The following is a 24,715-nucleotide window of genomic DNA, read 5'->3' as shown; positions in this document are numbered from 1 at the left end:
AATTGGATAGGCTTTTGGTTGTTACAACAAAGTAATATTTAATGCTGAGTGAAAGAAAAAAGACCAGCATAAAATGCTGGTCAAAATAGAAAGATTGGAAGGAATTGTTTTCTTTCTAGGACAACAGCCAACAATATAAATGATGGCTGTTTAAAACTCAGTAAAGAGGGAGGAGTACATCTCCTCCTCCTATTATGCTGAAAGCATCAGCGAGTTTGCTTTTGCCTCTAGGTGCGTACCGCCCATCAGGTATTCATCGATAGAACGAGCACATTCACGGCCTTCGTTAATACAACGAACCACAAGTGATTGACCTGTACGCATATCGCCTGCAGCGAAAACACCTTCTTGGTTAGTCGCAAAGCCCTGAGTCGCTACATTGCCACGATCATCAAGAGCGATATCTAGCTGAGCCAGCACACCTGTTGGTTCCGGATGTAAGAAACCCATCGCTAGGAAAGCCATGTCGCATGGAATCACTCGCTCACTGCCTTCGACTTCTTTGAAGCTTGGGCGCTCGCCAGGTTTTGCATCTTCCCATACGATGTCAGCAATACGCAGACCCGTTACTTCACCTTTATCGTTACCAATGAACTCTTTAGTCAGGATGTTCCAGTGACGATCTACCCCTTCTTCGTGAGAAGTTGAAGTACGAAGGATCATTGGGTACTGAGGCCACGGCATATTCGCAGGGCGTTTTTCTGGTGGAATTGGCATGATCTCAACTTGAGTCACACTCGCTGCACCGTGACGGTTTGAGGTACCAACACAGTCAGAACCTGTATCACCACCACCGATAACTACCACATGCTTGCCTGCAGCGTGAATTTCTTCAGTTTTCAGGTCCATGTTGTTTGCACGGCGGTTGTTTTGACCAAGGAACTGCATTGCGAAGTAAACGCCGTTTAGCTCACGTCCCGGTACCGGAAGGTCACGAGGAACGGTCGAACCGCCAGTCAGTAGTACCACGTCGTATTCTTGACGTAACTGCTGAGCGTTCACGTCAACACCAACGTGTTGGTTCACTTTGAATTCCACACCCGCTTCAGCCATCAGGTTGATCTTACGATCAATCACTTCCATGCTGAGCTTAAAGTCAGGGATACCAAAACGTAGCAGACCGCCAACTTTCTCATCACGTTCAAATACGGTCACTGAGTGACCCGCGCTGTTCAGCTGTTCAGCCGCAGCCAGACCTGCTGGGCCAGAACCGATGATAGCAACGGTTTTACCTGTACGAGAACGTGGCGTTTTTGGCTTGGCGTATCCTTCACGATACGCCGTTTCCACGATGGTTTTCTCGATATTACAGATGGTGATTGGATCTTGGTTAATACCAAGTACACAAGAGCTTTCACACGGTGCAGGACATACACGACCCGTAAATTCAGGGAAGTTGTTAGTCGAGCTCAGAATGTTCCATGCTTCTTCCCAGCTATCGCGATAAACCGCATCGTTAAATTCTGGGATGATGTTACCAATCGGGCAGCCGTTATGACAAAACGGCACGCCACAGTCCATACAGCGAGAAGCCTGAGTATTGATCTTGCTACCAAACTCCTCGTTCAGAACGAACTCTTTGTTGTTCTTGATACGTTCAGCGGGATCGATCTTCTGTGGAAGTTCACGACCATGCTCTAAAAATCCAGTAGGCTTACCCATTACACTGCCTCCGCTTCAGTTTGTTGTGCCTCAGCTTTACGCTTTTGAAGTACCGCTTTGTAATCGCGCGGCATTACCTTAACCATAGAGGTCAGGCTCGCTTCAAAGTTGTCTAGGAAAGACTGAGCAACTTCACTTCCTGTGAATTGAACATGCTTAGTTAACATGTCGAGTAACAGATCTTTGTCTTCTTGTTCGATAGGATCCAAGTCAACGAGTTCTGGGTTCAGTTTGGACTCGAAGTCACCTGATTTATCCCATACGTACGCTACACCACCGCTCATACCAGCAGCAAAGTTGCGACCTGTTGAACCAAGGATGATCGCTGCACCACCAGTCATGTATTCACAGCCGTGGTCACCCACGCCTTCAACCACAACTTTCGCGCCCGAGTTACGAACACAGAAACGCTCACCAGCCATACCGCGGATGAAAGATTCACCAGAGGTTGCACCGTAGAAACATACGTTACCTACGATGATGTTGTCTTCCGCAACAATGCTAGAGTTCGCATCTGGGTACAGTACTAACGTACCGCCAGACAAGCCTTTACCCCAGTAATCGTTCGCGTCACCTTCAACTTCGAACTTCACGCCTTTCGCAAGGAATGCACCGAATGACTGACCAGCAGAACCGTTGAACTTCACGTTCATTGGTTGTGGCAGACCCTGGTCTTTGTAAACCTTCGAAATCTCGTTCGACAACATAGTACCCGCAGAGCGGTCAGTGTTGACGATAGGGAATTCAGCGGTAACTGCTTCACCTTTTTCAAGCGCCGGAATTGCTGCTTGGATAAGTTTGCGGTCTAGTACCGATTCAAGGTTGTGGTTCTGCACGGTTTGGTTGTATACACCGTCTGCTTCACGTGGTTGCTCGATGTGTAGAACCGGCGACAGATCCAGATTCTTGTATTTCCAGTGAGAAACGTCTTGGCGAACACGTAGTTTCTCACCTTGGCCAACCATCTCATCGATAGTACGGAAACCAAGTTCCGCCATGATTTCGCGCAGACCCTGAGCCATGTACTGGAAGAAGGTCACAACGTCTTCTACGCGGCCATCAAAGCGTTCACGCAGAGTTTTGTTCTGAGTTGCGATACCAACAGGACAGGTGTTCTTATGACACTTACGCATCATGATACAGCCTTCAACAACCAATGCTGCTGTTGCCACGCCCCATTCTTCAGCACCTAGTAGAGTTGCGATTGCAAGGTCACGAGGTGTTTTCATCTGGCCGTCAGCCTGAACAACGATACGGTTACGCAGACCATTCTTCAGAAGTGTTTGGTGTGTTTCTGCCAAACCGAGTTCCCAAGGAAGACCTGTGTGACGAATCGAAGAAATTGGCGACGCACCTGTACCGCCATCGAAACCAGCGATCAGTACAACGTCTGCTTTTGCTTTCGCTACACCTGATGCGATGGTACCAACGCCTGCTTCAGATACCAGTTTCACGTTTACACGACCCGCACGGTTGGCGTTTTTCAAGTCGTAGATCAGCTGAGCCAAATCTTCGATTGAGTAGATATCGTGGTGTGGTGGTGGAGAAATCAAACCGACGCCCGGAGTTGAGTGACGAGTCGCACCGATCCAGTCATCGACTTTATCGCCAGGTAGCTGACCACCTTCACCTGGTTTCGCACCTTGAGCCATCTTGATTTGAAGCTCTTCTGCGTTAGTCAGGTAGTAAGACGTCACACCGAAACGACCTGATGCAACCTGTTTGATTGCTGAGCGTTCCCAATCGCCATTTTCTTTACGCTCGAAGCGAATTGGGTCTTCACCACCTTCACCTGAGTTGGATTTTGCGCCTAAGCGGTTCATCGCAACAGCCAGTGTTGAGTGTGCTTCGTGAGAGATCGAGCCAAATGACATTGCACCCGTTGCAAAGCGTTTTACGATGCTCTCAATTGGTTCAACTTCGTCGATAGAGATAGAACCTGCTGGGTTCTTAATGAACTCAAGTTGGCTACGAAGCGTAACAGCATTGTCGCCTTGCTTATCTACTGCGCTCGCGTACTGCTTGAACTGAGAGTAGTCTTTGTTACGAGTCGACTGCTGTAGCAGAGAAATCGTTTCTGGGTTGAACAGGTGTTTCTCACCACGTTGTTTCCATTGGTAAACACCGCCAACATCCAGCATTTGAATAGGGATTTCACGTTGTGGGTAGCCCACACGGTGACGAACCACTACTTCTTTTGCGATGTCATCCAGAGTCAGGCCCTGAATACGAGAAACCGTACCGGTAAAGTATTTATCTACAACAGACTTGTGAATACCAAGCGCTTCGAAGATCTGTGCGCCATGGTAAGACTGTAGCGTTGAGATACCCATCTTAGAGAAGATCTTCAGCAGACCACCGTTAACAGCATTACGGTAGTTGTTGAACAAATCGTTTGGATTTGCTTCTGGATCGAGCTTCTTCGTACGTTGCAGTTCGATGATGCTTTCGATGACCAAGTAAGGGTTAACCGCATTCGCACCGTAACCAAGTAGCGTTGCGAAGTGGTGAGTTTCACGCGCGTCACCTGTCTCTACCACGATGTCACACTTAGCACGCAGACCTTTACGGATCAGGTGGTGGTGAACTGCGCCAACCGCTAGCATTGCTGGGATAGCCGCGTGGTTAGAGTTTACTGCACGGTCTGTCAGTAGAATGATTGAGTAACCGTCGATCACTGCGTCTTCTGCGTATTGGCAGATACGTTTAAGTGCGCGCTCAAGCTTGCCTTTTTCTTCGCTTGCCTGGAATACGATGTCCAGTGTCTTAGCTTGTAAGTGCTCGTTATCGATAGCACGTAGCTTCTCAAGCTCAGAGTTAGCCAGTACTGGAGATTCCAGCTCTACCTTTTGACAGTGAAGCGGTGTTTCTGTCAGTAGGTTTTGGTCTTTACCCAAGTAGGTGTTCAGGGACATAACCATACGCTCACGGATCGGGTCGATCGGCGGGTTAGTTACCTGAGCAAATAGCTGCTTGAAGTAGTTTGATAGATGCTGTGATTGGTGAGACAGAACGGCTAGCGGCCAGTCAGCACCCATTGCCGATAGTGGCTCTTTACCATCGTTTGCCATTGGAACGATGATTTCGTTCACTTCTTCTGAGCTTACGCCAAATGCTTGTTGGCGGTGTAACAAACGCTCTGGAGAAGGTTGGCTAAACTGGTTACTTGCATCTGGCAAGTTTTTCAGACTGAGAAGGTTATCTTCAACCCATTTTTCGTATGGCTGAGAGGTAGCAATGGTATCTTTCACTTCTTCATCAGAAATGATACGACCTTGCTCTAGGTCAGCAACAAAGATACGACCAGGCTGCAGACGACCACGGAACTCAACGTTTTCTGGTGCAATGTCGACTACGCCAGACTCTGATGCCATTATCAGGAAGTTGTCTTTCGTTACTGTGTAGCGAGAAGGGCGCAGACCGTTACGGTCTAGTGTTGCACCTACTTGAACACCATCAGTAAAACATACAGAGGCAGGGCCATCCCATGGTTCCATAATGTTTGCGTGGTACTGATAGAACGCACGACGCTTAGGATCCATGTTTTTGTTTTCTTGCCATGCTTCAGGAATCATCATCATCAGCGCGTGAGGCAGGGTACGACCAGAAAGAACCAGCAGTTCCAGAGCCATATCGAAGTTTGCTGAGTCAGACATGCCTTCTTGACAGATAGGCAGCAGCATATCGATTTCAGCCTGAGTGAACAGGTCTGATTCAATAATCGCTTCTCGGGCTTTCATCCAGTTCAGGTTACCGCGAACTGTATTGATTTCACCGTTGTGAGCAATGTAGCGGAAAGGCTGAGCCAGACGCCATCTTGGGAATGTATTGGTAGAGAAACGAGAGTGTACCAGTGCCAGTGCAGTCACCATGGTTGGGTTTTGCAGGTCAAGGAAATACTGCGGTACCTGTTCTGTCGTCAGCTGGCCTTTATATACCAGAGTCTTGTACGACATAGAGTTAATATAAAACTCGTCTTTGATATTCGATACGCTTTCCAGGCAGACACGTACTGTGTAGTTACGCAGAACGTACAGTTTACGTTCCAGTTCCTCAGGTGTAACACCCGGGCCACCAGAGATAAATACGTGTTCGAATTGCGGCTCCGTGCTAAGTGGGTCGGCACCAAGCATAGAATTATCTACTGGAAGTACGCGGTAGCCAATAACTTCAAGATCCAGGCGCTTGGCATTGCGCTCTAGAATGTCACGGCACTGTTCACGTTTGTATTCGTCTTTCGGGAAAAGAACGACACCAACACCATATTTTTCGAACGAAGGCAGTTTAATGCCCTGTTTAACGGCTTCTTCCAATAGAAATTCATGAGGTTTCTGCAGCAAGATACCAGCGCCGTCACCGCTACATGGGTCACAACCTTGACCACCACGGTGTTCCATACGCGCCAGCATATCCAATGCTTGCGTTACTACTTCATGAGATTTACGGTTTTTAAGGTGAGCAACAAAACCGATACCACAAGCGTCATGCTCCAATTCTGGAGTGTACAGACCCTGTGAATTTTGCTCTCTATCTACCATAGATACATCCTTCCAGTTCAATGTAGACGCGAAAACTCCAGACAGACTGAGCCTGTCTAGTTAAATTTAATTTGCGTCTTGTCCTTTATATTTATGATTCGCCACTGGTCGTGGTTGACCAGTCTTGATTCCTTTCCGTATCTCGCAGGAAAAGTGTTGCGAGAAAAACAATCCTTGGTGATATCTCTTTATTATTTGCCACTTACTGGTGACTTATATAGGTAGGAGTGGGATAACACCGACAAACCCCGCAGTCCGTGTTGTAACCAAAATGACAAAAACAACGGGGATGCGTAAGTATCCTACAATTTTGTTACTTCAGAATGCAACGAAAAGTCGACGTTGTGACCCATTTTTTTTGTTTAATTATGCATATTTTGTTTAACAATTACGTAACATTGCCGATTTTTATATGTATTTATGCAGGTTTATTGATTTTAACCAGTCTGTATCTTGTTTGGATTAATTAATATTCTGTGTCTTTTCTTGCAAGGATGTAATTAATTTACAAGGATCGTAGTGAGATTGATTTCGATTTTCGCTTGGTGGAAGTTTATGCAGTTACATGAGTTGGTCAACACATTAGGCCAGGATCTTCAGCGCCGATATGGCGAAAAAGTTCATAAATTAACATTGCATGGTGGATTTAGCTGCCCGAATCGAGATGGCACGATAGGCCGCGGAGGGTGCACATTTTGTAATGTTGCATCTTTTTCCGACGAGGAAGTACAAGTTAAAAGCATTCATGAGCAACTGAGTGATCGTGCAGGAGAGATACAACGTGCGAAAAAGTATCTCGCCTATTTTCAAGCATACACCAGTACTTATGCTGAAGTTCAGGTTTTGAAAAGCATGTATGAAGAAGCACTCAAAGCGGCGGATATCGTTGGTTTATGTGTCGGCACCCGACCTGACTGCGTTCCTGATGCCGTACTGGCCTTACTGTCTGACTACGTTGAGCAAGGTTACGAAATCTGGCTAGAACTCGGTTTACAAACGGCTCATGACGACACGCTAAAGCGAATTAACCGCGGTCATAATTTCGAATGTTACGCTGAGATCACCAAGCGAGCACGTGCTTTGGGCATTAAGGTGTGCACCCATTTGATCGTAGGATTGCCCAAAGAATCCCGCCAAGATAACGTGGAGACGATGAACAAAGTACTTGAAGTGGGCACCGATGGCATAAAGCTGCATGGTTTGCACATTGTTGAGGGCAGTACCATGGCTAAAGCGTGGCGAGCAGGAAAGCTTGAAGCCCCAGAGCTAGAGGACTATGTCACCATCGCCAGCGAATTAATCCGTATGACACCGGCAGAGATTGTTTATCACAGGGTTTCATCTGCTGCACGTCGTCCGACGTTGTTGTCGCCACTCTGGTGTGAAAATCGTTGGCTCGCGATGACAGAAATTGGCCGCACATTGGACATAGAAGGTGCTCAGGGGAGTTTAACCGGTCAGCCGTTTATCTATAAAAAGCCCCAACTTAAAGTCGAAGTGAGTTCTAACACCTAAATTCGCCCGACTTTCGTGGTAGGTTTACATGCCCAAGTATTGCAAACTTACTTGGGCGCATGAATGACCATCTTGTCTCCATCCCTTACAAACGTCGTTTTAGCCCCTTTTCTAACGTCTCTTTCATTGTTATTTATAAAACATAAGAGAATTAACCGAAGTTATTGCCAGCGCTTTGTGACCTCTTGCTCTAAGTTGATAGTGAGCAGTTTTAATCACCGTATCAAACACGTTAAACTGCTGGTACTTGGTGTTTTTCCATTATTACCCTGATACTTTTTAAACACCAAGGCAAATGTCTCATGTTCAGGGATGATATCTAGCTTTGCGCCGTGGAGTCGTGAATGAAACCGATGAAAAATCTCGCCCAGTACTATGTCGACCTTCTGGTGAAACTGGGGATTGTCCGTTTTTCAATTTTGCTGGCGCTTGCGCTGGTGGCGTTGGCTGTCGTGGTACAAGTCGGTATTACCCTGGCCCTAAAGGGGCGAGTTGACGATATTGATATCGTTCGTTCTGTGTTCTTTGGTCTGTTGATTACCCCGTGGGCGGTATACTTTCTGTCGGTAGTTGTCGACCAATTGGAGGAGTCGCGCCAGAGGTTAACCAAACTGGTTTCCAAACTGAAAGACATGCGCTCGCGTGACCAAGAACTGAACTTCCAGTTGCAACAGAATATTGAAAAGCTCAATCAAGAGATTGAAGAGCGTATTAAAGCTGAAGAAGCGCGTGAAGAAGCGATGAAGGATCTGGAAAATGAGGTCTTTCAGCGTGAGCGCACCCAGTTAGAGCTTGCGGAGCGAACCGCCTTATTGCGCTCCTTCATTGATGCGTCTCCGGATCTGATTTACTACCGAAATGCGGATGGTGTGTTCTCAGGTTGTAACCGTGCCATGGAAGAGCTGACCGGTAAGAAAGAGCATCAGTTGGTGGGTTTAAGCCCTTGGGACGTTTACAGTAAAGAAATTGCACAGCCAATCGTTGATACGGACCAGAAAGTCTTTACAGATAATCAGGCCATTACTTATGAGCAATGGTTGGAATACCCGGATGGTCGCAAACATTACTTCGAACTGCGTAAGGTTCCGTTCTATAGCAAGGATGGCCGTCACCTTGGTTTGGTTGGTTTTGGACGTGATATCACCGAGCGCAAGCGACACGAAGAGTCTCTGGAAAAAGCCAGCCGGGACAAAACCACCTTTATCTCCACTATCAGCCATGAACTTCGTACACCACTCAATGGGATTGTCGGCCTGAGTCGTATGTTGCTGGATACCCAGTTGACGGAAGAGCAGCGTAAGTACATGCAAACCATCAATGTCAGCGCGATTACGCTTGGAAATATTTTCAACGATATTATCGACATGGATAAGTTTGACCGTCGCAAACTAGAGTTATTACCTGAGCCACTTAATTTCGAAGACTTTGTCGCAGAAATAGAGAGTATCTCTGCTTTGATGGCTGAACAGAAAGGCTTGCGCTTTGATTTAGAGCGTTTGAGCGATTTACCGAAGGCGATTGAAGTCGATGCTACCCGTTTACGTCAGGTTATCTGGAACCTGGTCAACAACGCCATGAAGTTCACTAAGGAAGGTGGCGTAGTCATGACGGTAAGTGCCGATGTTGAAGATAGCTTCGCGACCATCATCATTGAAGTGGAAGATACCGGTATTGGTATTCCGGAAGAAGAATTGAATAAGATTTTTGCCATGTATTACCAAGTGAAATCAGGCAAAGATAACCTACATGCGGTGGGCACTGGCATCGGGCTGGCAGTCTCTAAGCAGCTGATCAATATGATGGATGGTGATATCTCTGTCGCTAGTGAAGAGGGCTACGGCAGTACATTTACCGTTTCTATTCATGTTCCAGTCGTGGCTCTCGAAGAGCCGATCATCGACGCGCAACGCGATAATGTTCACTTAAATATCTTTATGGTTGAAGATATCGAACTGAACGTGACAGTGGCGAAATCACTATTGGAAAGCTTAGGCCATTCAGTCACTGTTGCCATGACAGGACAAGAGGCGTTAGTCAATTTCGTTCCGGAACAGTATGACTTAGTCTTACTGGATATTCAGTTGCCTGATATGACCGGCTTTGATGTAGCTAAGTACTACCGAGAGCATTACGACAACTTGCCCCCATTAGTCGCGTTAACGGCGAATGTGCTAAAAGATCGTAGAGAATATCTGCAAAACGGCATGGATGATGCCATTAGCAAGCCTTTGGCTGTTCATGCTATTCAGTCTGTGGTTGATAAGTTTTTTATGCACAGAGTGGAAAAACCACAGCCAGTAGCGGTTATTGAAGTGGCAGAAGAACCAACCCCATCCCCAGTGATAGAGACGCATTTGCTTGATCTCGATATGCTGGAGTCTTACGTTGATATTGTCGGCTCGAAGCCAGTTTATGACAGTATCAAAATGTTTGAAGAGATGATGCCCGATTATATTGAAGTTCTGGATTCCAATATGATCGCGAAAGATAAAGACGGCATTGTGTCAGAAGCGCACAAGATTAAAGGTGCGGCAGGTTCAATTGGTCTGAAACGTATTCAAAGTGTCGCGCAGAAAGCCCAGTCTCCTGATATGCCTGCGTGGTGGGAGAATATTTCTGATTGGATCGAAGAGATAAAAAATGAATACCTCAACGATATTCAAGTACTAAGAAGTTGGTTAGAACAAAGGAAATAACATGAAAAAACTTGCATCAGTAGCCATTGCGACTGCTTTGCTGACGGGTTGTAGTGCTGTTCCTGAAGTGAATTGGAAACAAGACAGCCAGATAACGATCAATAAAGTGAATATTGAACTCAAGAGTAACCTCTGGGTCAATTTGATGCCGACGATTGGCGACTCGCAGGAAGCCAACCTCCATGGCTCTCTCTCTTTGGAAAGTGATACGCAGTTACCTGCAAATCTTACTGTTGAGGCTTTGATAATTAAACAAGGTGATGAGCAATGGATGTTGGACGAAGAATCTCTGGACACTCGGACTCATAGCGAAAACCAATGGGAAGTCGCTTTTACCTGGGAAAATCAAGTTAACACTGAGAAGTGGGTTGAACTGGCGATACTGCTGGATGATGCTGGCAAAAAGCGCTGGCTGGTGGAAAAGTATGTGAAGATCAATAAGGTGTATTGACCTCTAAAAGTAAAAAAGGGCTTGCGCAGGCAAGCCCTTGGTACCTATGAAGACTTAATTAGTCTTCAAGATCACCACAGAAGCGGTAACCTTCACCATGAATTGTTGCGATGATTTCTGGTGTACCTGATACAGATTCGAAGTGCTTACGAATACGACGAATAGTGACGTCTACAGTACGATCGTGTGGCTTAAGTTCGCGTCCTGTCATCTTCTTAAGAAGGTCAGCGCGTGTTTGTATTTTACCTGGGTTCTCACAGAAGTGTAGTAGAGCACGGAATTCAGAACGAGGCAGCTTGTAGCTATCGCCTGAAGGACTCACTAGTGAGCGGCTATTGATATCTAGCACCCAACCGTTGAATTCGTATTTTTCTACTGAGCGTTTTTCTTCTTGAACGGCATTCTCGCTCATTGAGCGACTCAACAAGTTACGCGCACGGATAGTCAATTCACGTGGGTTGAATGGTTTAGTGATGTAATCATCTGCACCAATCTCAAGACCTAGTATCTTGTCCACTTCATTGTCACGGCCTGTCAGGAACATCAGTGCGATGTTTGCTTGTTCGCGTAATTCACGTGCAAGTAGAAGGCCATTCTTGCCTGGAAGGTTAATGTCCATGATGACCAAGTTAACAGAGTTGTCTGATAATACTTGGTGCATCTCTTCACCGTCACTGGCTTCAAAAACAGCGTATCCCTCTGCTTCAAAAATACTCTTAAGAGTGTTACGAGTTACTTGCTCATCTTCAACGATCAGAATCTGCGGGGTTTGCATTGGCGGTACCTAAATTTGTGACAAAATTGTGCTAATAGAATAAATTCTAGGCAAAAATATAACATACAGGTAATGAAATTTTGATAATAAATCAAGTTAATCAAAATTACACTTCTTTCAGTTATCCGCCTTCCATGGAGATTTACCAACTCACCATCATCCCGTGGCGACTTTTATTCTAATGGGATATTTACCTTTCATTTCCAGTTTCTAACTTGGAGGAGGAAACGTAAACACCCTAGAGATGGGCGAATTTTATATTGTTAACAGCATGCTAACAATGCTCAAATGTTAATTCCATGCAGTTTGTTGATTTACATCAATTGAGTAATTTTAACTGTTATTAATCATTTAAGAGTTATGATAGAAAAAAATAATACGAACATCGACGCATCGTTATGGAATGCTTATGCAAATTCTTTTTTCCGTTTTGAAACAAAGTGGAATGTTTTGACCTATGTTGTGATAACTGCTTGGAACCCATACAGTAATTTGCTGTCAAAAGAAGATAACTGCATAATTAATCAAAAGCTAGAAAGGCGTCTAAAGCACGTCAACTATGTGCCAGTCACTGTGGGTGACAGCACCTTTGAATGGTACGAAGAGAGTTTTGCGGCGCAGATCTCAATAGAAGACGCGATAGCACTGGCAAACGAGTTTCAACAAAACGCGATTTATTATGTTTCTCATGGCGACCTATACCTTATTGCCTGCAGTGATCTGAGCAGTCGACACAAGGTAGCGAAGATGAGTGAGCGACTCGTATAGCACAAACAGGATATTACTCGTTGGAGCTTATCTCGAGCGAGACCATTCACGGAGGAAATATGAACGATATAACACCAGATATTTGTGACCAATTTGAAGACAAAGTGACGTTGCTAAATCTGCCATTACAGAATTTTGGACAGCGTACTGCGTTTTTTGGTGAAATTGTCACAGTCCGTTGCTATCACGACAATTCCAAGGTAAGAGAAGTACTTGGACAGGACGGTACAGGAAAAGTATTGATTGTCGATGGCCACGGTTCTTGCCAAAAAGCGTTGCTCGGTGATCAATTGGCCATTCTTGGTATCGAAAATGGGTGGGAAGGGATTATTGTTTACGGTGCTGTACGTGATGTGGCGCAAATGTCACAAATGGATATTGGCGTTCAAGCACTTGGCTCCTGTCCGTTTAAGACAGAGAAACGAGGTCTGGGTGAGGTCAATGTGACAGTAACAATGCAAAATCAGTTAGTGCAGCCGAAGCATTATGTTTATGCAGACTGGAATGGCGTATTGATTTCCAAAGAAAAACTGGAGTTCTAGAAGCGGAAGCCTAATCCTACCTCAAAGCCTTGTTGCCAATCTTGGTAATCCAGAGTTGCGTGAAGATCTAGCTTATCAGTGATCTTTACGCGGCTAGACACTTCGGCAGCAAGGCCACTGTCTTCTTCATCAATGCGCTCATTGGTGTCCGATTTGAAAGAACGCAGCGTGCTTTTAACCGTGAAACGATCATTAAAGTGGTAACTGACGCCACTTAAAAAACCGCTTTGGTTTTGGACTGGAGAGTTGTTGACACGTGCACCAACGTATAGATCGACTGAATCAAATAACTCGTATGAGTATCCGCCGTCGATATTCCACACATCAAAACTATCTGATTGGTAACTGTCACTCGAAAGAAACAATTTATGAGGAGAAGTACTCATTGCTCCAGGAAGGGTTGGCAGTTCTGCAGCCATAGAAACACTGGGCATGACAAACAGTAACAGAAAAAGCCATCTTTTCATGCTCACCACTCCTTGTGTTTCACAGTTTTTATTGGTATGTGCTCAAAGCTTCTCACTATTAAAGCATATAATATGAAAGCCAGCTCATTTATTTGCTAAATAATTTACTCTCTGGACTGCGATCACACTTCGATTGATGTGAAATAATCCTAGCGGTGCATTTATATCTTTGCCATTTTAGCAATGCTTCTCTTAAACGTAGGGAGCAGTGTGTCACTTTTTCTCTACAAACCTATAGTGAGGAGTGAAAAGCGAAGTTAAATTTTCAAAAAAAATTAATTTCAAATAACTCCATTGTTTTCAGTGTTATACCGCAGCATTTATCTCTGCAAGACTGGAAAATAAACAATTTTTTATTGACTCTGTTACAGAAACTCGGTAAACGTAGAGTTAAGCAAACACACAATTCGTAGAATATTAATTTATGCCAGTTAACAGCCTCTTTGTAATGACCACCATTATTATTACCGACATTACCATTGTTGGGGCAGGCTGCTGAGCGAAAGAAATTCACAAAAAAGGCCTGTATCCAACAAGATACAGGCCTTTTTTTATGCTTTCTTAATACAAAATTTAGACAAGTTTAAGAATATACATTGGAGGAAGGGATGCGAGTATTGAAGTTTGGCGGTTCATCATTGGCTGATGCAGATCGCTTTTTAAGAGCAGCAGATATCATTGCGAATAATGCTCAACAGGAAGAAGTCGCAGTCGTACTTTCTGCACCGGGTAAAACAACAAATAAATTGGTTGCTGTGATTGAAGGCGCTTTACGAAATGGTGAAGCAGAATTACAAATTAACGAGTTAGATGAGTCGTTTAAAACGCTCTTTGCCGAAATCCAAGCTGTGGTGCCTAACCTAGATGGGACTGGCTACGACAATCAAGTTAAAACCTCGCTCTCTCAATTACGTCAATTTGTCCACGGAATCAGTTTGTTAGGCATGTGTCCAAACAATGTAAATGCGCGCATCATCAGTAAAGGTGAGCGTATTTCTATTCAACTGATGAAAGCGGTACTTGAAGCAAAAGGTCAAAAGGCTAGCTTAATTGACCCGGTTGAATACCTTTACGCTCAAGGTGATCACCTTGAAGCGATGGTTGATGTTGATATTTCTACACAAAATTTCCGCCAAAAGCCTCTTCCTCAAGGTCATGTTAACATCATGCCTGGTTTTACTGCCGGTAACGAGAAAGGAGAACTGGTTACACTGGGTCGTAACGGGTCAGACTATTCAGCTGCTGTTTTAGCCGCTTGTCTTCGTGCCGATTGTTGTGAAATCTGGACTGACGTTGATGGCGTATACAACTGTGATCCTCGCTTAGTAGAAGATGCAAGGCTACTAAAGTCGCTTAGCTATCAGGAAGCGATGGAGCTGTCTTACTTCGGTGCATCCGTTCTGCACCCGAAAACCATTGCCCCAATTGCTCAGTTCCACATCCCATGCTTAATCAAAAACAGTTTTAACCCGCAAGGTGCTGGTACCTTGATTGGTCAAGATACGGGTGAAGATAATCTGGCTATCAAGGGTATTACTACACTGAATGATCTGACCATGGTTAACGTCTCTGGTCCTGGTATGAAAGGCATGGTTGGCATGGCGAGCCGAGTCTTTGGCGCAATGTCGTCAGCAGGTGTGTCAATTGTACTGATCACTCAGTCATCTTCAGAATACAGCATCAGTTTCTGTATAGAAGCACAAGATAAAGTAAAAGCACAACAGACTCTGGCAGAAGCGTTTGAGCTGGAACTGAAAGACGGTTTGCTTGAACCAGTCGAATTCATTGATGATGTAGCGATTGTGACACTGGTTGGTGATGGTATGCGTACGTCACGTGGTGTTGCTTCACGTTTCTTCTCATCTCTTGCAGAAGTGAATGTCAATATCGTAGCAATTGCACAGGGCTCTTCCGAGCGAGCTATCTCTGCTGTTATTCCTGAAGATAAGATCTCTGAGGCAATCAAAGCTTGTCACATGAACCTGTTCAATTCTAAACACTTCCTTGATGTTTTCGTCGTAGGCATTGGTGGTGTTGGTGGTGAGCTAGTGGATCAGATTGAACGTCAACAAGCAAAACTGGCAGAGAAAGGCATCATCATTCGCGTATGTGGTTTGGCAAACAGTAAAGGACTGTTACTCGATAGTGAAGGCCTATCACTGGAGCATTGGCGAGATCGTATGTCTTCGACAACGGAAGAGTTTAGTTTGGCTCGCCTTATTGCATTGGTGCAACGCAACCACATTATTAACCCTGTGTTAGTTGACTGTACTTCGAGTGAAGATATTGCTAATCAGTATGCCGACTTCCTGGCGGCGGGCTTCCACGTTGTAACACCAAACAAAAAAGCAAACACAGCAAGCATGGCGTACTACCATCAGCTTCGCGATGTGGCGCGTAACTCACGTCGTAAACTGATGTACGAGACAACCGTTGGTGCGGGGCTGCCGGTGATTGAAAACCTACAAAATCTCATTTCAGCAGGTGATGAGCTTGAGCGCTTCAGCGGTATTCTGTCAGGCTCACTGTCTTACATCTTTGGTAAACTAGACGAAGGCATGAGCTTGAGCGAAGCGACCAACATTGCGAAAGAGAACGGCTTCACTGAACCGGATCCACGTGATGATCTATCGGGTATGGATGTGGCTCGTAAGCTTCTTATTCTAGCTCGTGAAGCGGGAATGTCGCTAGAGTTGGAAGACGTTGTGGTTGATCAGGCGCTGCCACCTGGCTTTGACGATTCAGGCAGCGTTGATGAGTTTATGGCGCGACTACCTGAAGCGGATGCTTACTTTAAAGATCTGGTCGCAAAAGCCGCTGAAGAAGGTAAAGTTTTGCGTTATGTTGGTGAAATTAGTGAAGGCAAGTGCAAAGTCAGCATTGCAAGTGTTGATGAAAATGATCCAATGTACAAAATTAAAGATGGTGAAAACGCACTAGCATTTTACAGCCGTTACTACCAACCAATTCCTTTGGTATTACGTGGTTACGGTGCGGGTACTGAAGTAACTGCTGCAGGCGTATTTTCAGATGTGATGCGTACTTTAGGTTGGAAACTAGGGGTATAACAGTAATGAGTTCAAGTGATATGGATGTAGTGGTTTATGCCCCAGCATCAATTGGTAATGTAAGCGTAGGTTTTGATGTTTTGGGAGCAGCTGTCTCTCCTATCGATGGCACCTTGTTGGGTGACCGAGTACAAGTGAAATCTGGTTCTGAGCCATTCAGCCTGAAAACTGCAGGTAACTTCGTCTCGAAGTTACCAACAGAACCCAAAGAGAACATTGTTTACGACTGTTGGGTTGTCTTTGCGCGCGAGCTGGACAAAAAAGGCGTTGAGCTGAAATCATTGGAAATGACGCTTGAGAAGAACATGCCGATTGGCTCAGGCTTAGGCTCTAGTGCGTGCTCTATTGTTGCTGCATTAGATGCGTTGAACCGTTTCCACGGACAACCGCTCAATGAAACTGAGCTATTAGCGCTAATGGGCGAGATGGAAGGTAAAATTTCCGGTGGTATTCACTATGATAACGTGGCGCCTTGTTACTTAGGTGGCGTGCAGTTAATGCTTGAAGAACTGGGTATCATTAGCCAGGAAGTACCATGTTTTGATGACTGGTACTGGGTAATGGCTTACCCGGGAATAAAAGTGTCTACTGCTGAAGCTCGAGAGATCCTACCATCTCAGTACCGTCGACAAGATATCATAGCTCACGGTCGACATCTTGCAGGCTTTATTCATGCGTGTCATTCTGGTCAACCGGAACTTGCGGCGAAAATGATCAAAGACGTGATCGCAGAACCGTATCGTGAGAAACTGCTGCCAGGTTTTGCGAATGCTCGCCAATACGCAGCTTCTGCAGGCGCGTTAGCTACCGGTATTTCTGGCAGTGGTCCAACACTGTTCAGTATTTGCAAAGAGAAAGATGTCGCTGAGCGAGTTGCTCGCTGGTTAGAACAAAACTACGTACAAAACGAAGAAGGATTCGTCCACGTTTGTCGTCTGGATAAACAGGGTTCGAAAGTAACAGGAAGTGAGCTATGAAGCTTTACAATATAAAAGAAAATGATGAACAAGTTTCCTTTGGCCAAGCCGTTCGCCAAGGGTTAGGTCGTAACCAAGGCCTGTTTTTTCCATCGGAATTACCAAAATTTGATGATATTGATGCGCTGCTAGAAGAAGATTTTGTCTCGCGTAGTACAAAAATTCTTTCGGCGTTGATTGGTGATGAGCTGACAGAAGACCAAGTGAACTCTATGGTTGATGCTGCTTTCCAATTCCCGGCACCTATCAAACAAGTCAAAGATGGCGTTTATGCATTAGAGCTTTTCCATGGCCCGACACTGGCGTTTAAAGACTTCGGTGGTCGTTTTATGGCGCAATCACTGGCTGCGGTATCTACTGGCGGTAAGATCACGATTCTTACAGCAACATCCGGTGATACAGGTGCTGCGGTTGCACATGCTTTCTACGGCATGGAAGACATCAACGTTGTGATTCTTTACCCTAAAGGCAAAATCAGCCCGCTACAAGAAAAGCTGTTCTGTACGCTAGGTAAGAACATCCATACCGTAGCAATTAACGGTGACTTTGATGCTTGTCAGGCACTTGTTAAGCAGGCATTTGATGATGCCGCTCTGCGTGAAGAAATCGGTCTTAACTCCGCCAACTCAATCAACATCAGCCGTTTGATGGCGCAAATCTGCTACTACTTTGAAGCAGCGGCGCAAATGAGTAAACAAGAGCGTGAAAACCTGGTTATCTCTGTACCAAGCGGTAACTTCGGTAACCTAACGGCTGGCTTGTTGGCAAAAGCACTTGGTCTGCCGATCAAACGTTTTATCGCTGCAACAAATGCGAATGATACAGTGCCTCGCTACCTAGAAACAGGACAGTGGGATCCAAAACCAACGGTTGCCACGACATCTAACGCGATGGATGTAAGCCAACCAAACAACTGGCCACGTATTGAAGAGCTATGCCGCGTAAAAGAGTGGGGCTTGGAAACGCTGGGTAAAGGTGCAGTTTCAGATGAGCAAAGTGCCGAGTCAGTAAAAGAGCTGAATTCACTGGGTTACCTATGCGAGCCGCATGGTGCAATCGCTTATCGCGTACTGGACGAGCAACTTCAAGCCGGTGAGACTGGTTTGTTCCTATGTACGGCTCACCCGGCGAAGTTCAAAGAAGTCGTTGATGATATCTTAGAATCTGATATCGACCTACCAGCTCCACTGGCTAAGCATGCTGCGATGGAACTGCTGTCTGAAGATTTAGATGCGGACTTTGATGCTCTTAAAACGGTATTGCGTCGAGTACAATAAGCGAGTTACAAGCTAAATGAGAAAGGTGGGGCTTAGTCTCCACCTTTTTTATTTTATAGAGGCGATAAAAAAACGACGCTCAATGAGCGCCGCTTTCAAACCTTACCAGAGTGTGTCCCTATTATAGAGACTCAGTAAACGTACGTGCGATTACATCGCGTTGTTGTTCTGGAGTTAGTGAGTTAAAACGCACTGCGTAGCCAGAAACACGAATGGTTAGCTGAGGGTATTTTTCAGGGTTAGCCACTGCATCTTCTAGCGTTTCACGCTTAAGTACGTTCACGTTCAGATGTTGACCACCTTCAATTTTTGGTGCTGTTTCGATTGCTACTTCACGGCTTTCGTATTCACCTAGATCGCTGATTGCAATCACTTGGTCTGCTTCGTAGCCAGCTGATGCTGCAACACAACGAGCTTCGTTCTTTTCACCATCTAGTAGCCAGATAGAGTTTAGTAGTTCGTCATTTGCTGCTTTAGTAATTTGGATACCTTGGATCATTACTGTCTCCTAGTCCACTTACGTGGTGTTTATTGGTGTTAGTTTTCAAACTTTTTATTGAGCTGAGTATTATATAGCTAATAACCACTATTTTAATATTGATTTAAGTCAAAAAACAACCAAAAACATTATTTTCATTAAGGTTGTTTTGTTGAGTTAAATCAATAAAGTGTTTAAAAACAAAATTATTACACTATTTTTGATAATATAAAAAATATTTTAAATGCCAGTATGTTGTAATTTTACTACATATAGTCAACTTGAATTTAACCAGTGTTGTGTAACTGATTGTATTTAGGTACGCATCCTGAAAGTCTAAAGTGATTAAATGACAAATATGAAAAACAAGTTTGGAAGTAAACTGATCGGTGCTCATGTTTCTACCGCTGGAGGCGTAGATCAGGCCCCTTTGCGTGCACGTGAGATAGGCGCCAACGCTTTTGCTTTATTTACCAAAAACCAGCGTCAGTGGGTAGCCAAGCCACTGGAAGAGAAAACCATTAGTGCATTTAAAGCCAACTGCAAAATGCTCGGGTTTAGCTCTGATAGTATTTTGCCGCATGACTCGTATCTGATTAATTTAGGTGCGCCTGAAGAAGAGAAACTCAATAAGTCACGCGCCGCATTCATTGATGAAATGGAGCGTTGTAATCAGCTTGGTCTAACGCTGTTAAACTTTCATCCCGGAAGTCACCTGAAAAAAGTCTCCGAGCAGGCGTGTTTAGCGACGATTGCGGAGTCAATCAATCTTGCACACAAAGCAGTACCAAACGTGATTGCGGTTATCGAGAACACGGCGGGCCAGGGTACCAACCTGGGCTGGAAGTTTGAACACCTTGCAGAAATCATCGAGCAAGTAGAAGACAAAGAGCGTGTCGGTGTGTGCATTGATACCTGTCATACGTTTACCGCAGGCTATGATTTAAGAACGAAAGAAGATTGCGAACGCACGTTTTCTGAGTTCGATCGTATCGTTGGTATGCACTATTTAAGGGCGATGCATCTAAATGATTCAAAAGTAGAGTTTGCAAGCCGGGTTGATCGCCATCACTCTCTGGGGAAAGGTGAAATCGGCTGGGACTGTTTTGAATATATAGCAAGAGACGCCCGTTTTGATGGTATCCCTTTGATTTTGGAAACAATTGATCCGGATATTTGGCATCAAGAAATAGAGACGCTTCGTGACTACCATTTGCAAGAATTAAACAAAAATTAATTCAGTTGTCATAGTTGGCACTTTTCTTTCTTAATGTTTATTGGGGCCATACAAAGAAGGATTGCATTATGTCTCGACCTAACACTTTTACCGCTTTTTCACATAGCAGACGTTCGGTGCGTTTGCCTGCACCTAACCGTCATATTACGGGTCAAGGCCACTTCCGAACGCCACAGAAACACTAATCTCTGATGACTGGTCTCAAGTCGGGTTGGTAAGTTTTTGTCTGTTTGAGTGTTGCTGGTTAGAATAGCGCAACACTTAAGGACAGGAACTTTCTATGAATCAGTCACCGACTTGGCACGATGTGATCGGCGAAGAAAAAAAACAAAGCTATTTTGTCGATACCTTAAACTTTGTTGAATCGGAACGTTCGGCGGGAAAAACGATTTATCCGCCAAGCAAAGATGTGTTTAATGCGTTTCGTTATACCGAGTTCAATGATGTAAAGGTGGTTATTTTAGGCCAGGACCCTTATCACGGTCCTAATCAGGCGCATGGGTTGTGCTTTTCTGTTTTGCCTGGAGTGAAAATCCCACCTTCTTTAGTGAACATATACAAAGAGCTTGCTCAGGACATCGATGGTTTTGAAATTCCTCAACACGGTTTTTTGCAAAGTTGGGCTGAACAAGGTGTATTACTGCTTAATACCGTATTGACGGTAGAGCAGGGTAAGGCTCATTCTCATTCGAAAACGGGATGGGAAGCGTTCACCGACAAAGTCATTGAAGCGATAAACTTGCATCAGCAGGGCGTTGTATTCCTGTTATGGGGCGCGCACGCGCAGAAAAAGGGCAGATTTATCGATCGTTCCAAGCATCACGTCCTTACTGCTCCTCACCCATCCCCACTTTCTGCTCACCGAGGTTTTTTGGGTTGCAAGCACTTCTCGCAAGCAAACCAAATACTTACATCACAAGGTAAACAACCTATCAATTGGCATCTACCACTGACGGTGTAAACTGAATAACAGCGATTAAGATCTTCTGATCGCTGTTTTTTTGAGCGTGCTCAAGCTGGCATTGTATTTCTCATGTACACTTACTAAAAGAAGGTGTTAAGGAGAGACGCTATGATGATCGAAAGAATTCGACGCGAACACGGCTACATGGTTCGCCTGTTGGCTATATTGCGCCACAAACTTAATGAAATAAAACAAGAACGCACCATTAACTATGCGTTAGTGGGCGAGATTGTTGATTACCTCTCTACGCATTCAGAAAAAGTTCACCACCCAAAAGAGGACATCCTCTATCATCATTTCTTAGAACATTATGGTAAGCAACGGACCGTGGAAAACCTCGAGCAGGAACATAAAGAGCTGGCCGAAAAAAACAAAGAATTCTCAGCGGTGATCGAGATGATTCTGCAAGATGCTGTGGTGCCCCAAGATGTGTTTATTGCACATTTAGAAGATTTCATTAACTCACAGAAACGTCACCTTGAGCTCGAAGAACGCAAGGTCTTGCCATTGATCGAAGAGCTGTTTACGACGGAAGACTGGCAGTACGTTGAGAGTCTCTGGAGTGAAAATGAGGACGACCCGGTATTTGGCGATACCATTGCTGACCGCTATAAACAGTTGGCTGAACGTGTTCGTCAAAGCGATATGGAGTACATCTAACGTGCATTTTGCCCGAGTAAATGAGGCGTTTGCTCGGGTTTGTATGTCGTTTTTCTTACCAAATAAGAATTTAATACAAATAAAACTTCGTTTGAATGCGGAGGTCACATACAGATAATTATCACTATGTGAGAATTGGGTGTAAGCGAACCCAAAGCACCTGTGGCACCCTTAATCTTCGCTCTATACCAAATAACAAAAGGCACCCATGAGGTGCCTTTTGTTCGAATTAGAGTTTAATGTCGTCTAGGTTGTAGTCATTACAGACATCGAGTTCCCGCAGTTCTTTCAATAAGTTGCGTCTGTCGTTCATCTCTTCTATTTCTCGCCATTTACGTTTCATTGGTTTGGCACGAGATTTGGTTGTTGAGGTAGTATCCAGATTAAAAATGTCATCTAGTTGAAAGCCGTCCATAAGCCACCTTACCTTGTTTAAATAAACTGTTGTAACCACTCCATGTGGAGATTTTTAATTACCACAATAATTGTGAGAATAGCCATGACATATTTCGAAATTGTGTCCGTATCATGACATTTTCGTGCAAAAACACTTCGATAATCACACTTTACTTTCGTACCCTTGCATAAAAAGTGCCCAAACGAGCCTGTAAAAACGATTAAATGATGATTTTTTCCGTGTTAATGAAAAACTCTCCAGTAGAGCATATAGCCAAGGTTAAAGTTGCATAAAACGACTTTGATTAAATAGTGTGCGACTAGCGAAAATGTTAGGGGGGTAACTTTCTGTTACACCTTATGAATACTAGCTTTGCACCGGAATCATAGAGTGAAACAGCTTTGGTTATGGCTTAATTACTTTTGTTGCATTCCGGTGAGGTAAATGTTGCGATTTGTGGCATGTTAATCTTCTGATTATGTTATTTTTTGGTGACTTTATAGTGAAAAATAACAATATTGCGCACTCATGTTCATATTGATTTTTGCGTCTCCAGATTGCATTATCCGCCCGTCAAAAAATACGCTGGTACGTAAAATGGATGCATGAAGCGACATTTACGATTCTAGATTGCCCTTAAAAACAAACACTATTTAATTAGCTAAGCACACTTTGACACTTAGCAGGCAATCTGGTGGATGGCTAGGAAGCATAGACCAGCGCAACTCACTTTGAGGTACGCATGACAGACTTAATCAATTTGATGAACGATCTACTTTGGGGATCGATTCTGGTTTATCTTCTTGTTGGTGTTGGTATTTACTTCACCTTTCGATTGGGGTTTATTCAGTTCCGCCACTTCGGACACATGTTTTCGGTTCTAAAGAACAGTCGTAAAGCAGACAAAGCTGGTATTTCTTCTTTCCAAGCACTTTGTACCAGTCTTGCCGCACGTGTTGGTACTGGTAATATGGCTGGTGTTGCTGTAGCACTAACAGCGGGTGGCCCTGGTGCTATCTTCTGGATGTGGCTGATTGCCATGTTAGGTATGGCAACCTCGTTTGCAGAGAGCACTCTGGCACAGCTATACAAAACCAAAGATGATGATGGCAACTACCGTGGTGGCCCTGCTTACTACATGGAAAAAGGCCTGGGCATGCGCTGGATGGGCGTATTGTTCTCGGTTCTCCTGATTATCGCTTTTGGTTTGGTGTTCAACGCGGTTCAAGCTAACTCTATTGTAAATGCGATGAATACGGCATTTGGCTGGAACTCTCTCTATGTGGGTATCGCTGTTGTTGGCTTGTCTGCTGCGGTTATCTTTGGTGGTATCAAACGTATCGCTAAAGTCGCAGAGATGATTGTTCCACTTATGGCTCTGCTTTACCTTGCGCTCGCGCTAGTGGTGATGTTCGCAAATATCGAGAAGCTTCCTGCGGTACTTACTCTGATTGTTAAGAGTGCCTTTGGCCTACAAGAAGCAGCGGCAGGTGGTTTAGGCTACGCTATCGCACAAGCGATGATTAACGGTGTAAAACGAGGCCTATTCTCGAACGAAGCTGGTATGGGTTCTGCGCCAAACGCTGCAGCATCTGCAACACCGTACCCGCCGCACCCTGCGTCTCAGGGTTATGTTCAGATGCTGGGTGTGTTTATGGATACGATCGTGATCTGTTCTTCGACGGTAGCGATTATCCTGATGTCTGGTGAATACGTAGGTCAGGCGACAGAAGTTACTGGCATCGAACTGACACAGCGCGCATTGAGCTCACAAGTTGGTGACTGGGGTGGCATTTTCGTTGCAGTGGCAATCTTCTTCTTCGCGTTTACATCGATCATTGCAAACTACTCATATGCAGAGACGAACTTGGTTTTCCTGGAGCATAACCATAAAGCCGGCATTAGCGTATTCCGTATTGTCTTCTTAGGTATGGTGATGTTTGGTGCGATGGCTTCCCTGCCAGTTGTATGGTCGTTGGCCGATGTGTCAATGGGTCTAATGGCGATTGTGAACTTGGTAGCGATTATTTTGCTATCGGGCATTGTTATCAAGCTGGCTAAAGACTACAACCGTCAGCTAGATGCAGGTAAGGTACCAACATTTGATGCCAACGACTTCCCTGAGCTGAAGTCTCAGCTGGAAGAAGGCATCTGGTACAACGATAAAAAAGACTAAGTGTCATAGTTAAAAACTATCAGCACGATTCAAAAAGCCATGCAGACAATGCATGGCTTTTTTTGTA

At 44.8% G+C, this 24,715-nt stretch carries 18 protein-coding genes and 1 other annotated feature; of the genes, 12 read left to right on the top strand and 6 right to left on the bottom strand.

Annotated elements, in window-relative coordinates; genetic code table 11:
* Positions 1-192 precede the first annotated feature (192 nt).
* Both OO774_RS13395 and gltB read right to left on the bottom strand, forming a co-directional pair.
* On the bottom strand, positions 193-1,662 hold the full coding sequence (locus OO774_RS13395) for a glutamate synthase subunit beta (RefSeq protein ID WP_014230823.1): 1,470 nt from the start codon (positions 1,660-1,662) through the stop codon (positions 193-195).
* Positions 1,662-6,200, bottom strand: coding sequence for a glutamate synthase large subunit (gene gltB / locus OO774_RS13390; RefSeq protein ID WP_264903128.1), 4,539 nt, complete (start codon positions 6,198-6,200; stop codon positions 1,662-1,664). Before gltB ends, OO774_RS13395 begins: the two co-directional genes overlap by 1 nt.
* 555 nt (positions 6,201-6,755) lie before the next feature.
* Between gltB and OO774_RS13385 the strand changes: the two genes are divergently transcribed.
* From OO774_RS13385 to OO774_RS13375, 3 genes are all read left to right on the top strand, one after another.
* A complete protein-coding gene (locus tag OO774_RS13385; protein WP_264903127.1) occupies positions 6,756-7,715 on the top strand; it encodes a TIGR01212 family radical SAM protein in 960 nt (319 codons plus the stop codon).
* 344 nt (positions 7,716-8,059) lie between these two features.
* A complete protein-coding gene (arcB, locus tag OO774_RS13380) occupies positions 8,060-10,411 on the top strand; it encodes an aerobic respiration two-component sensor histidine kinase ArcB (RefSeq protein ID WP_264903126.1) in 2,352 nt (783 codons plus the stop codon).
* Between the two features lies 1 nt (position 10,412).
* Positions 10,413-10,862, top strand: coding sequence for a hypothetical protein (locus OO774_RS13375; RefSeq protein WP_264903125.1), 450 nt, complete (start codon positions 10,413-10,415; stop codon positions 10,860-10,862).
* A 58-nt stretch (positions 10,863-10,920) separates the two neighbouring features.
* On the opposite strand, the gene arcA is transcribed toward OO774_RS13375, so the two are convergent.
* The gene (gene arcA / locus OO774_RS13370) at positions 10,921-11,637 is read right to left on the bottom strand and encodes a two-component system response regulator ArcA (RefSeq protein ID WP_264903124.1); all 717 of its coding nucleotides are present in this window, start codon (positions 11,635-11,637) and stop codon (positions 10,921-10,923) included.
* A 360-nt stretch (positions 11,638-11,997) separates the two neighbouring features.
* Between arcA and OO774_RS13365 the strand changes: the two genes are divergently transcribed.
* A complete protein-coding gene (locus tag OO774_RS13365; protein ID WP_264903123.1) occupies positions 11,998-12,405 on the top strand; it encodes a DUF3293 domain-containing protein in 408 nt (135 codons plus the stop codon).
* Between the two features lie 59 nt (positions 12,406-12,464).
* Positions 12,465-12,947: a putative 4-hydroxy-4-methyl-2-oxoglutarate aldolase gene (locus tag OO774_RS13360; RefSeq protein WP_264903122.1), complete on the top strand. Its 483-nt coding sequence runs from the start codon at positions 12,465-12,467 to the stop codon at positions 12,945-12,947.
* Here the strand turns inward: OO774_RS13360 and OO774_RS13355 are convergent.
* Positions 12,944-13,414, bottom strand: coding sequence for a ribonuclease regulator (locus OO774_RS13355; protein WP_264903121.1), 471 nt, complete (start codon positions 13,412-13,414; stop codon positions 12,944-12,946). The two genes, OO774_RS13360 and OO774_RS13355, sit on opposite strands and share 4 nt — an antisense overlap.
* A 437-nt stretch (positions 13,415-13,851) precedes the next feature.
* Positions 13,852-13,968: a sequence feature (Thr leader region), on the top strand.
* Positions 13,969-14,022: 54 nt separating this feature from the next.
* Between OO774_RS13355 and thrA the strand changes: the two genes are divergently transcribed.
* Genes thrA through thrC form a run of 3 tightly spaced genes read left to right on the top strand, consistent with a single transcriptional unit; the run spans position 14,023 to position 18,736 of the window.
* Positions 14,023-16,482, top strand: a complete 2,460-nt coding sequence (gene thrA, locus OO774_RS13350; protein WP_264903120.1) for a bifunctional aspartate kinase/homoserine dehydrogenase I — start codon at positions 14,023-14,025, stop codon at positions 16,480-16,482.
* A 20-nt stretch (positions 16,483-16,502) separates the two neighbouring features.
* Positions 16,503-17,459 carry a homoserine kinase gene (thrB, locus tag OO774_RS13345; RefSeq protein ID WP_264906113.1) on the top strand — a complete coding sequence of 319 codons (957 nt, stop codon included), beginning with the start codon at positions 16,503-16,505 and terminating at the stop codon, positions 17,457-17,459.
* Positions 17,456-18,736 (top strand): threonine synthase, encoded by a 1,281-nt coding sequence (gene thrC / locus OO774_RS13340; RefSeq protein ID WP_264903119.1) that lies wholly within the window; start codon positions 17,456-17,458, stop codon positions 18,734-18,736. The genes thrB and thrC overlap by 4 nt, the downstream gene beginning before the upstream one ends.
* A gap of 121 nt (positions 18,737-18,857) precedes the next feature.
* Here the strand turns inward: thrC and grcA are convergent, their stop codons facing one another.
* Entirely contained in the window at positions 18,858-19,235 is a 378-nt protein-coding gene (grcA, locus tag OO774_RS13335; RefSeq protein ID WP_264903118.1) for an autonomous glycyl radical cofactor GrcA, read from the bottom strand.
* A 328-nt stretch (positions 19,236-19,563) separates the two neighbouring features.
* On the opposite strand from grcA, the gene nfo reads away from it, so the two are divergent.
* From nfo to OO774_RS13320, 3 genes are all read left to right on the top strand, one after another.
* Positions 19,564-20,451, top strand: coding sequence for a deoxyribonuclease IV (nfo, locus tag OO774_RS13330; RefSeq protein ID WP_264903117.1), 888 nt, complete (start codon positions 19,564-19,566; stop codon positions 20,449-20,451).
* Between the two features lie 280 nt (positions 20,452-20,731).
* Positions 20,732-21,412, top strand: a complete 681-nt coding sequence (ung, locus tag OO774_RS13325; protein WP_264903116.1) for a uracil-DNA glycosylase — start codon at positions 20,732-20,734, stop codon at positions 21,410-21,412.
* Positions 21,413-21,523: 111 nt separating this feature from the next.
* A complete protein-coding gene (locus OO774_RS13320) occupies positions 21,524-22,075 on the top strand; it encodes a hemerythrin domain-containing protein (RefSeq protein WP_264903115.1) in 552 nt (183 codons plus the stop codon).
* 229 nt (positions 22,076-22,304) lie between these two features.
* Here the strand turns inward: OO774_RS13320 and OO774_RS13315 are convergent, their stop codons facing one another.
* Positions 22,305-22,490, bottom strand: coding sequence for a DUF3545 family protein (locus OO774_RS13315; RefSeq protein ID WP_014230839.1), 186 nt, complete (start codon positions 22,488-22,490; stop codon positions 22,305-22,307).
* Positions 22,491-23,214: 724 nt separating this feature from the next.
* Here OO774_RS13315 and OO774_RS13310 point away from each other — a divergent pair.
* Positions 23,215-24,648 (top strand): sodium:alanine symporter family protein, encoded by a 1,434-nt coding sequence (locus OO774_RS13310; protein ID WP_264903114.1) that lies wholly within the window; start codon positions 23,215-23,217, stop codon positions 24,646-24,648.
* Positions 24,649-24,715 lie beyond the last annotated feature (67 nt).

Origin of the sequence: Vibrio sp. STUT-A11 (assembly GCF_026000435.1) — a bacterium.
Lineage (GTDB): Bacteria > Pseudomonadota > Gammaproteobacteria > Enterobacterales > Vibrionaceae > Vibrio.
Note: the sequence above shows the minus strand (reverse complement) of the source record. Positions and strands in the feature narration are given on the sequence as shown.

Coding starts and splice junctions, on each gene's coding strand:
- OO774_RS13315 (WP_014230839.1), bottom strand. CDS start 22,490: ATGGACGGCTTTCAACTAGATGACATTTTTAATCTGGATACTACCTCA.
- ung (WP_264903116.1), top strand. CDS start 20,732: ATGAATCAGTCACCGACTTGGCACGATGTGATCGGCGAAGAAAAAAAA.
- thrC (WP_264903119.1), top strand. CDS start 17,456: ATGAAGCTTTACAATATAAAAGAAAATGATGAACAAGTTTCCTTTGGC.
- OO774_RS13355 (WP_264903121.1), bottom strand. CDS start 13,414: ATGAAAAGATGGCTTTTTCTGTTACTGTTTGTCATGCCCAGTGTTTCT.
- OO774_RS13375 (WP_264903125.1), top strand. CDS start 10,413: ATGAAAAAACTTGCATCAGTAGCCATTGCGACTGCTTTGCTGACGGGT.
- OO774_RS13395 (WP_014230823.1), bottom strand. CDS start 1,662: ATGGGTAAGCCTACTGGATTTTTAGAGCATGGTCGTGAACTTCCACAG.
- OO774_RS13310 (WP_264903114.1), top strand. CDS start 23,215: ATGACAGACTTAATCAATTTGATGAACGATCTACTTTGGGGATCGATT.
- OO774_RS13360 (WP_264903122.1), top strand. CDS start 12,465: ATGAACGATATAACACCAGATATTTGTGACCAATTTGAAGACAAAGTG.
- grcA (WP_264903118.1), bottom strand. CDS start 19,235: ATGATCCAAGGTATCCAAATTACTAAAGCAGCAAATGACGAACTACTA.
- arcA (WP_264903124.1), bottom strand. CDS start 11,637: ATGCAAACCCCGCAGATTCTGATCGTTGAAGATGAGCAAGTAACTCGT.
- OO774_RS13320 (WP_264903115.1), top strand. CDS start 21,524: ATGATGATCGAAAGAATTCGACGCGAACACGGCTACATGGTTCGCCTG.
- arcB (WP_264903126.1), top strand. CDS start 8,060: ATGAAACCGATGAAAAATCTCGCCCAGTACTATGTCGACCTTCTGGTG.
- thrB (WP_264906113.1), top strand. CDS start 16,503: ATGGATGTAGTGGTTTATGCCCCAGCATCAATTGGTAATGTAAGCGTA.
- thrA (WP_264903120.1), top strand. CDS start 14,023: ATGCGAGTATTGAAGTTTGGCGGTTCATCATTGGCTGATGCAGATCGC.
- nfo (WP_264903117.1), top strand. CDS start 19,564: ATGACAAATATGAAAAACAAGTTTGGAAGTAAACTGATCGGTGCTCAT.
- OO774_RS13385 (WP_264903127.1), top strand. CDS start 6,756: ATGCAGTTACATGAGTTGGTCAACACATTAGGCCAGGATCTTCAGCGC.
- gltB (WP_264903128.1), bottom strand. CDS start 6,200: ATGGTAGATAGAGAGCAAAATTCACAGGGTCTGTACACTCCAGAATTG.
- OO774_RS13365 (WP_264903123.1), top strand. CDS start 11,998: ATGATAGAAAAAAATAATACGAACATCGACGCATCGTTATGGAATGCT.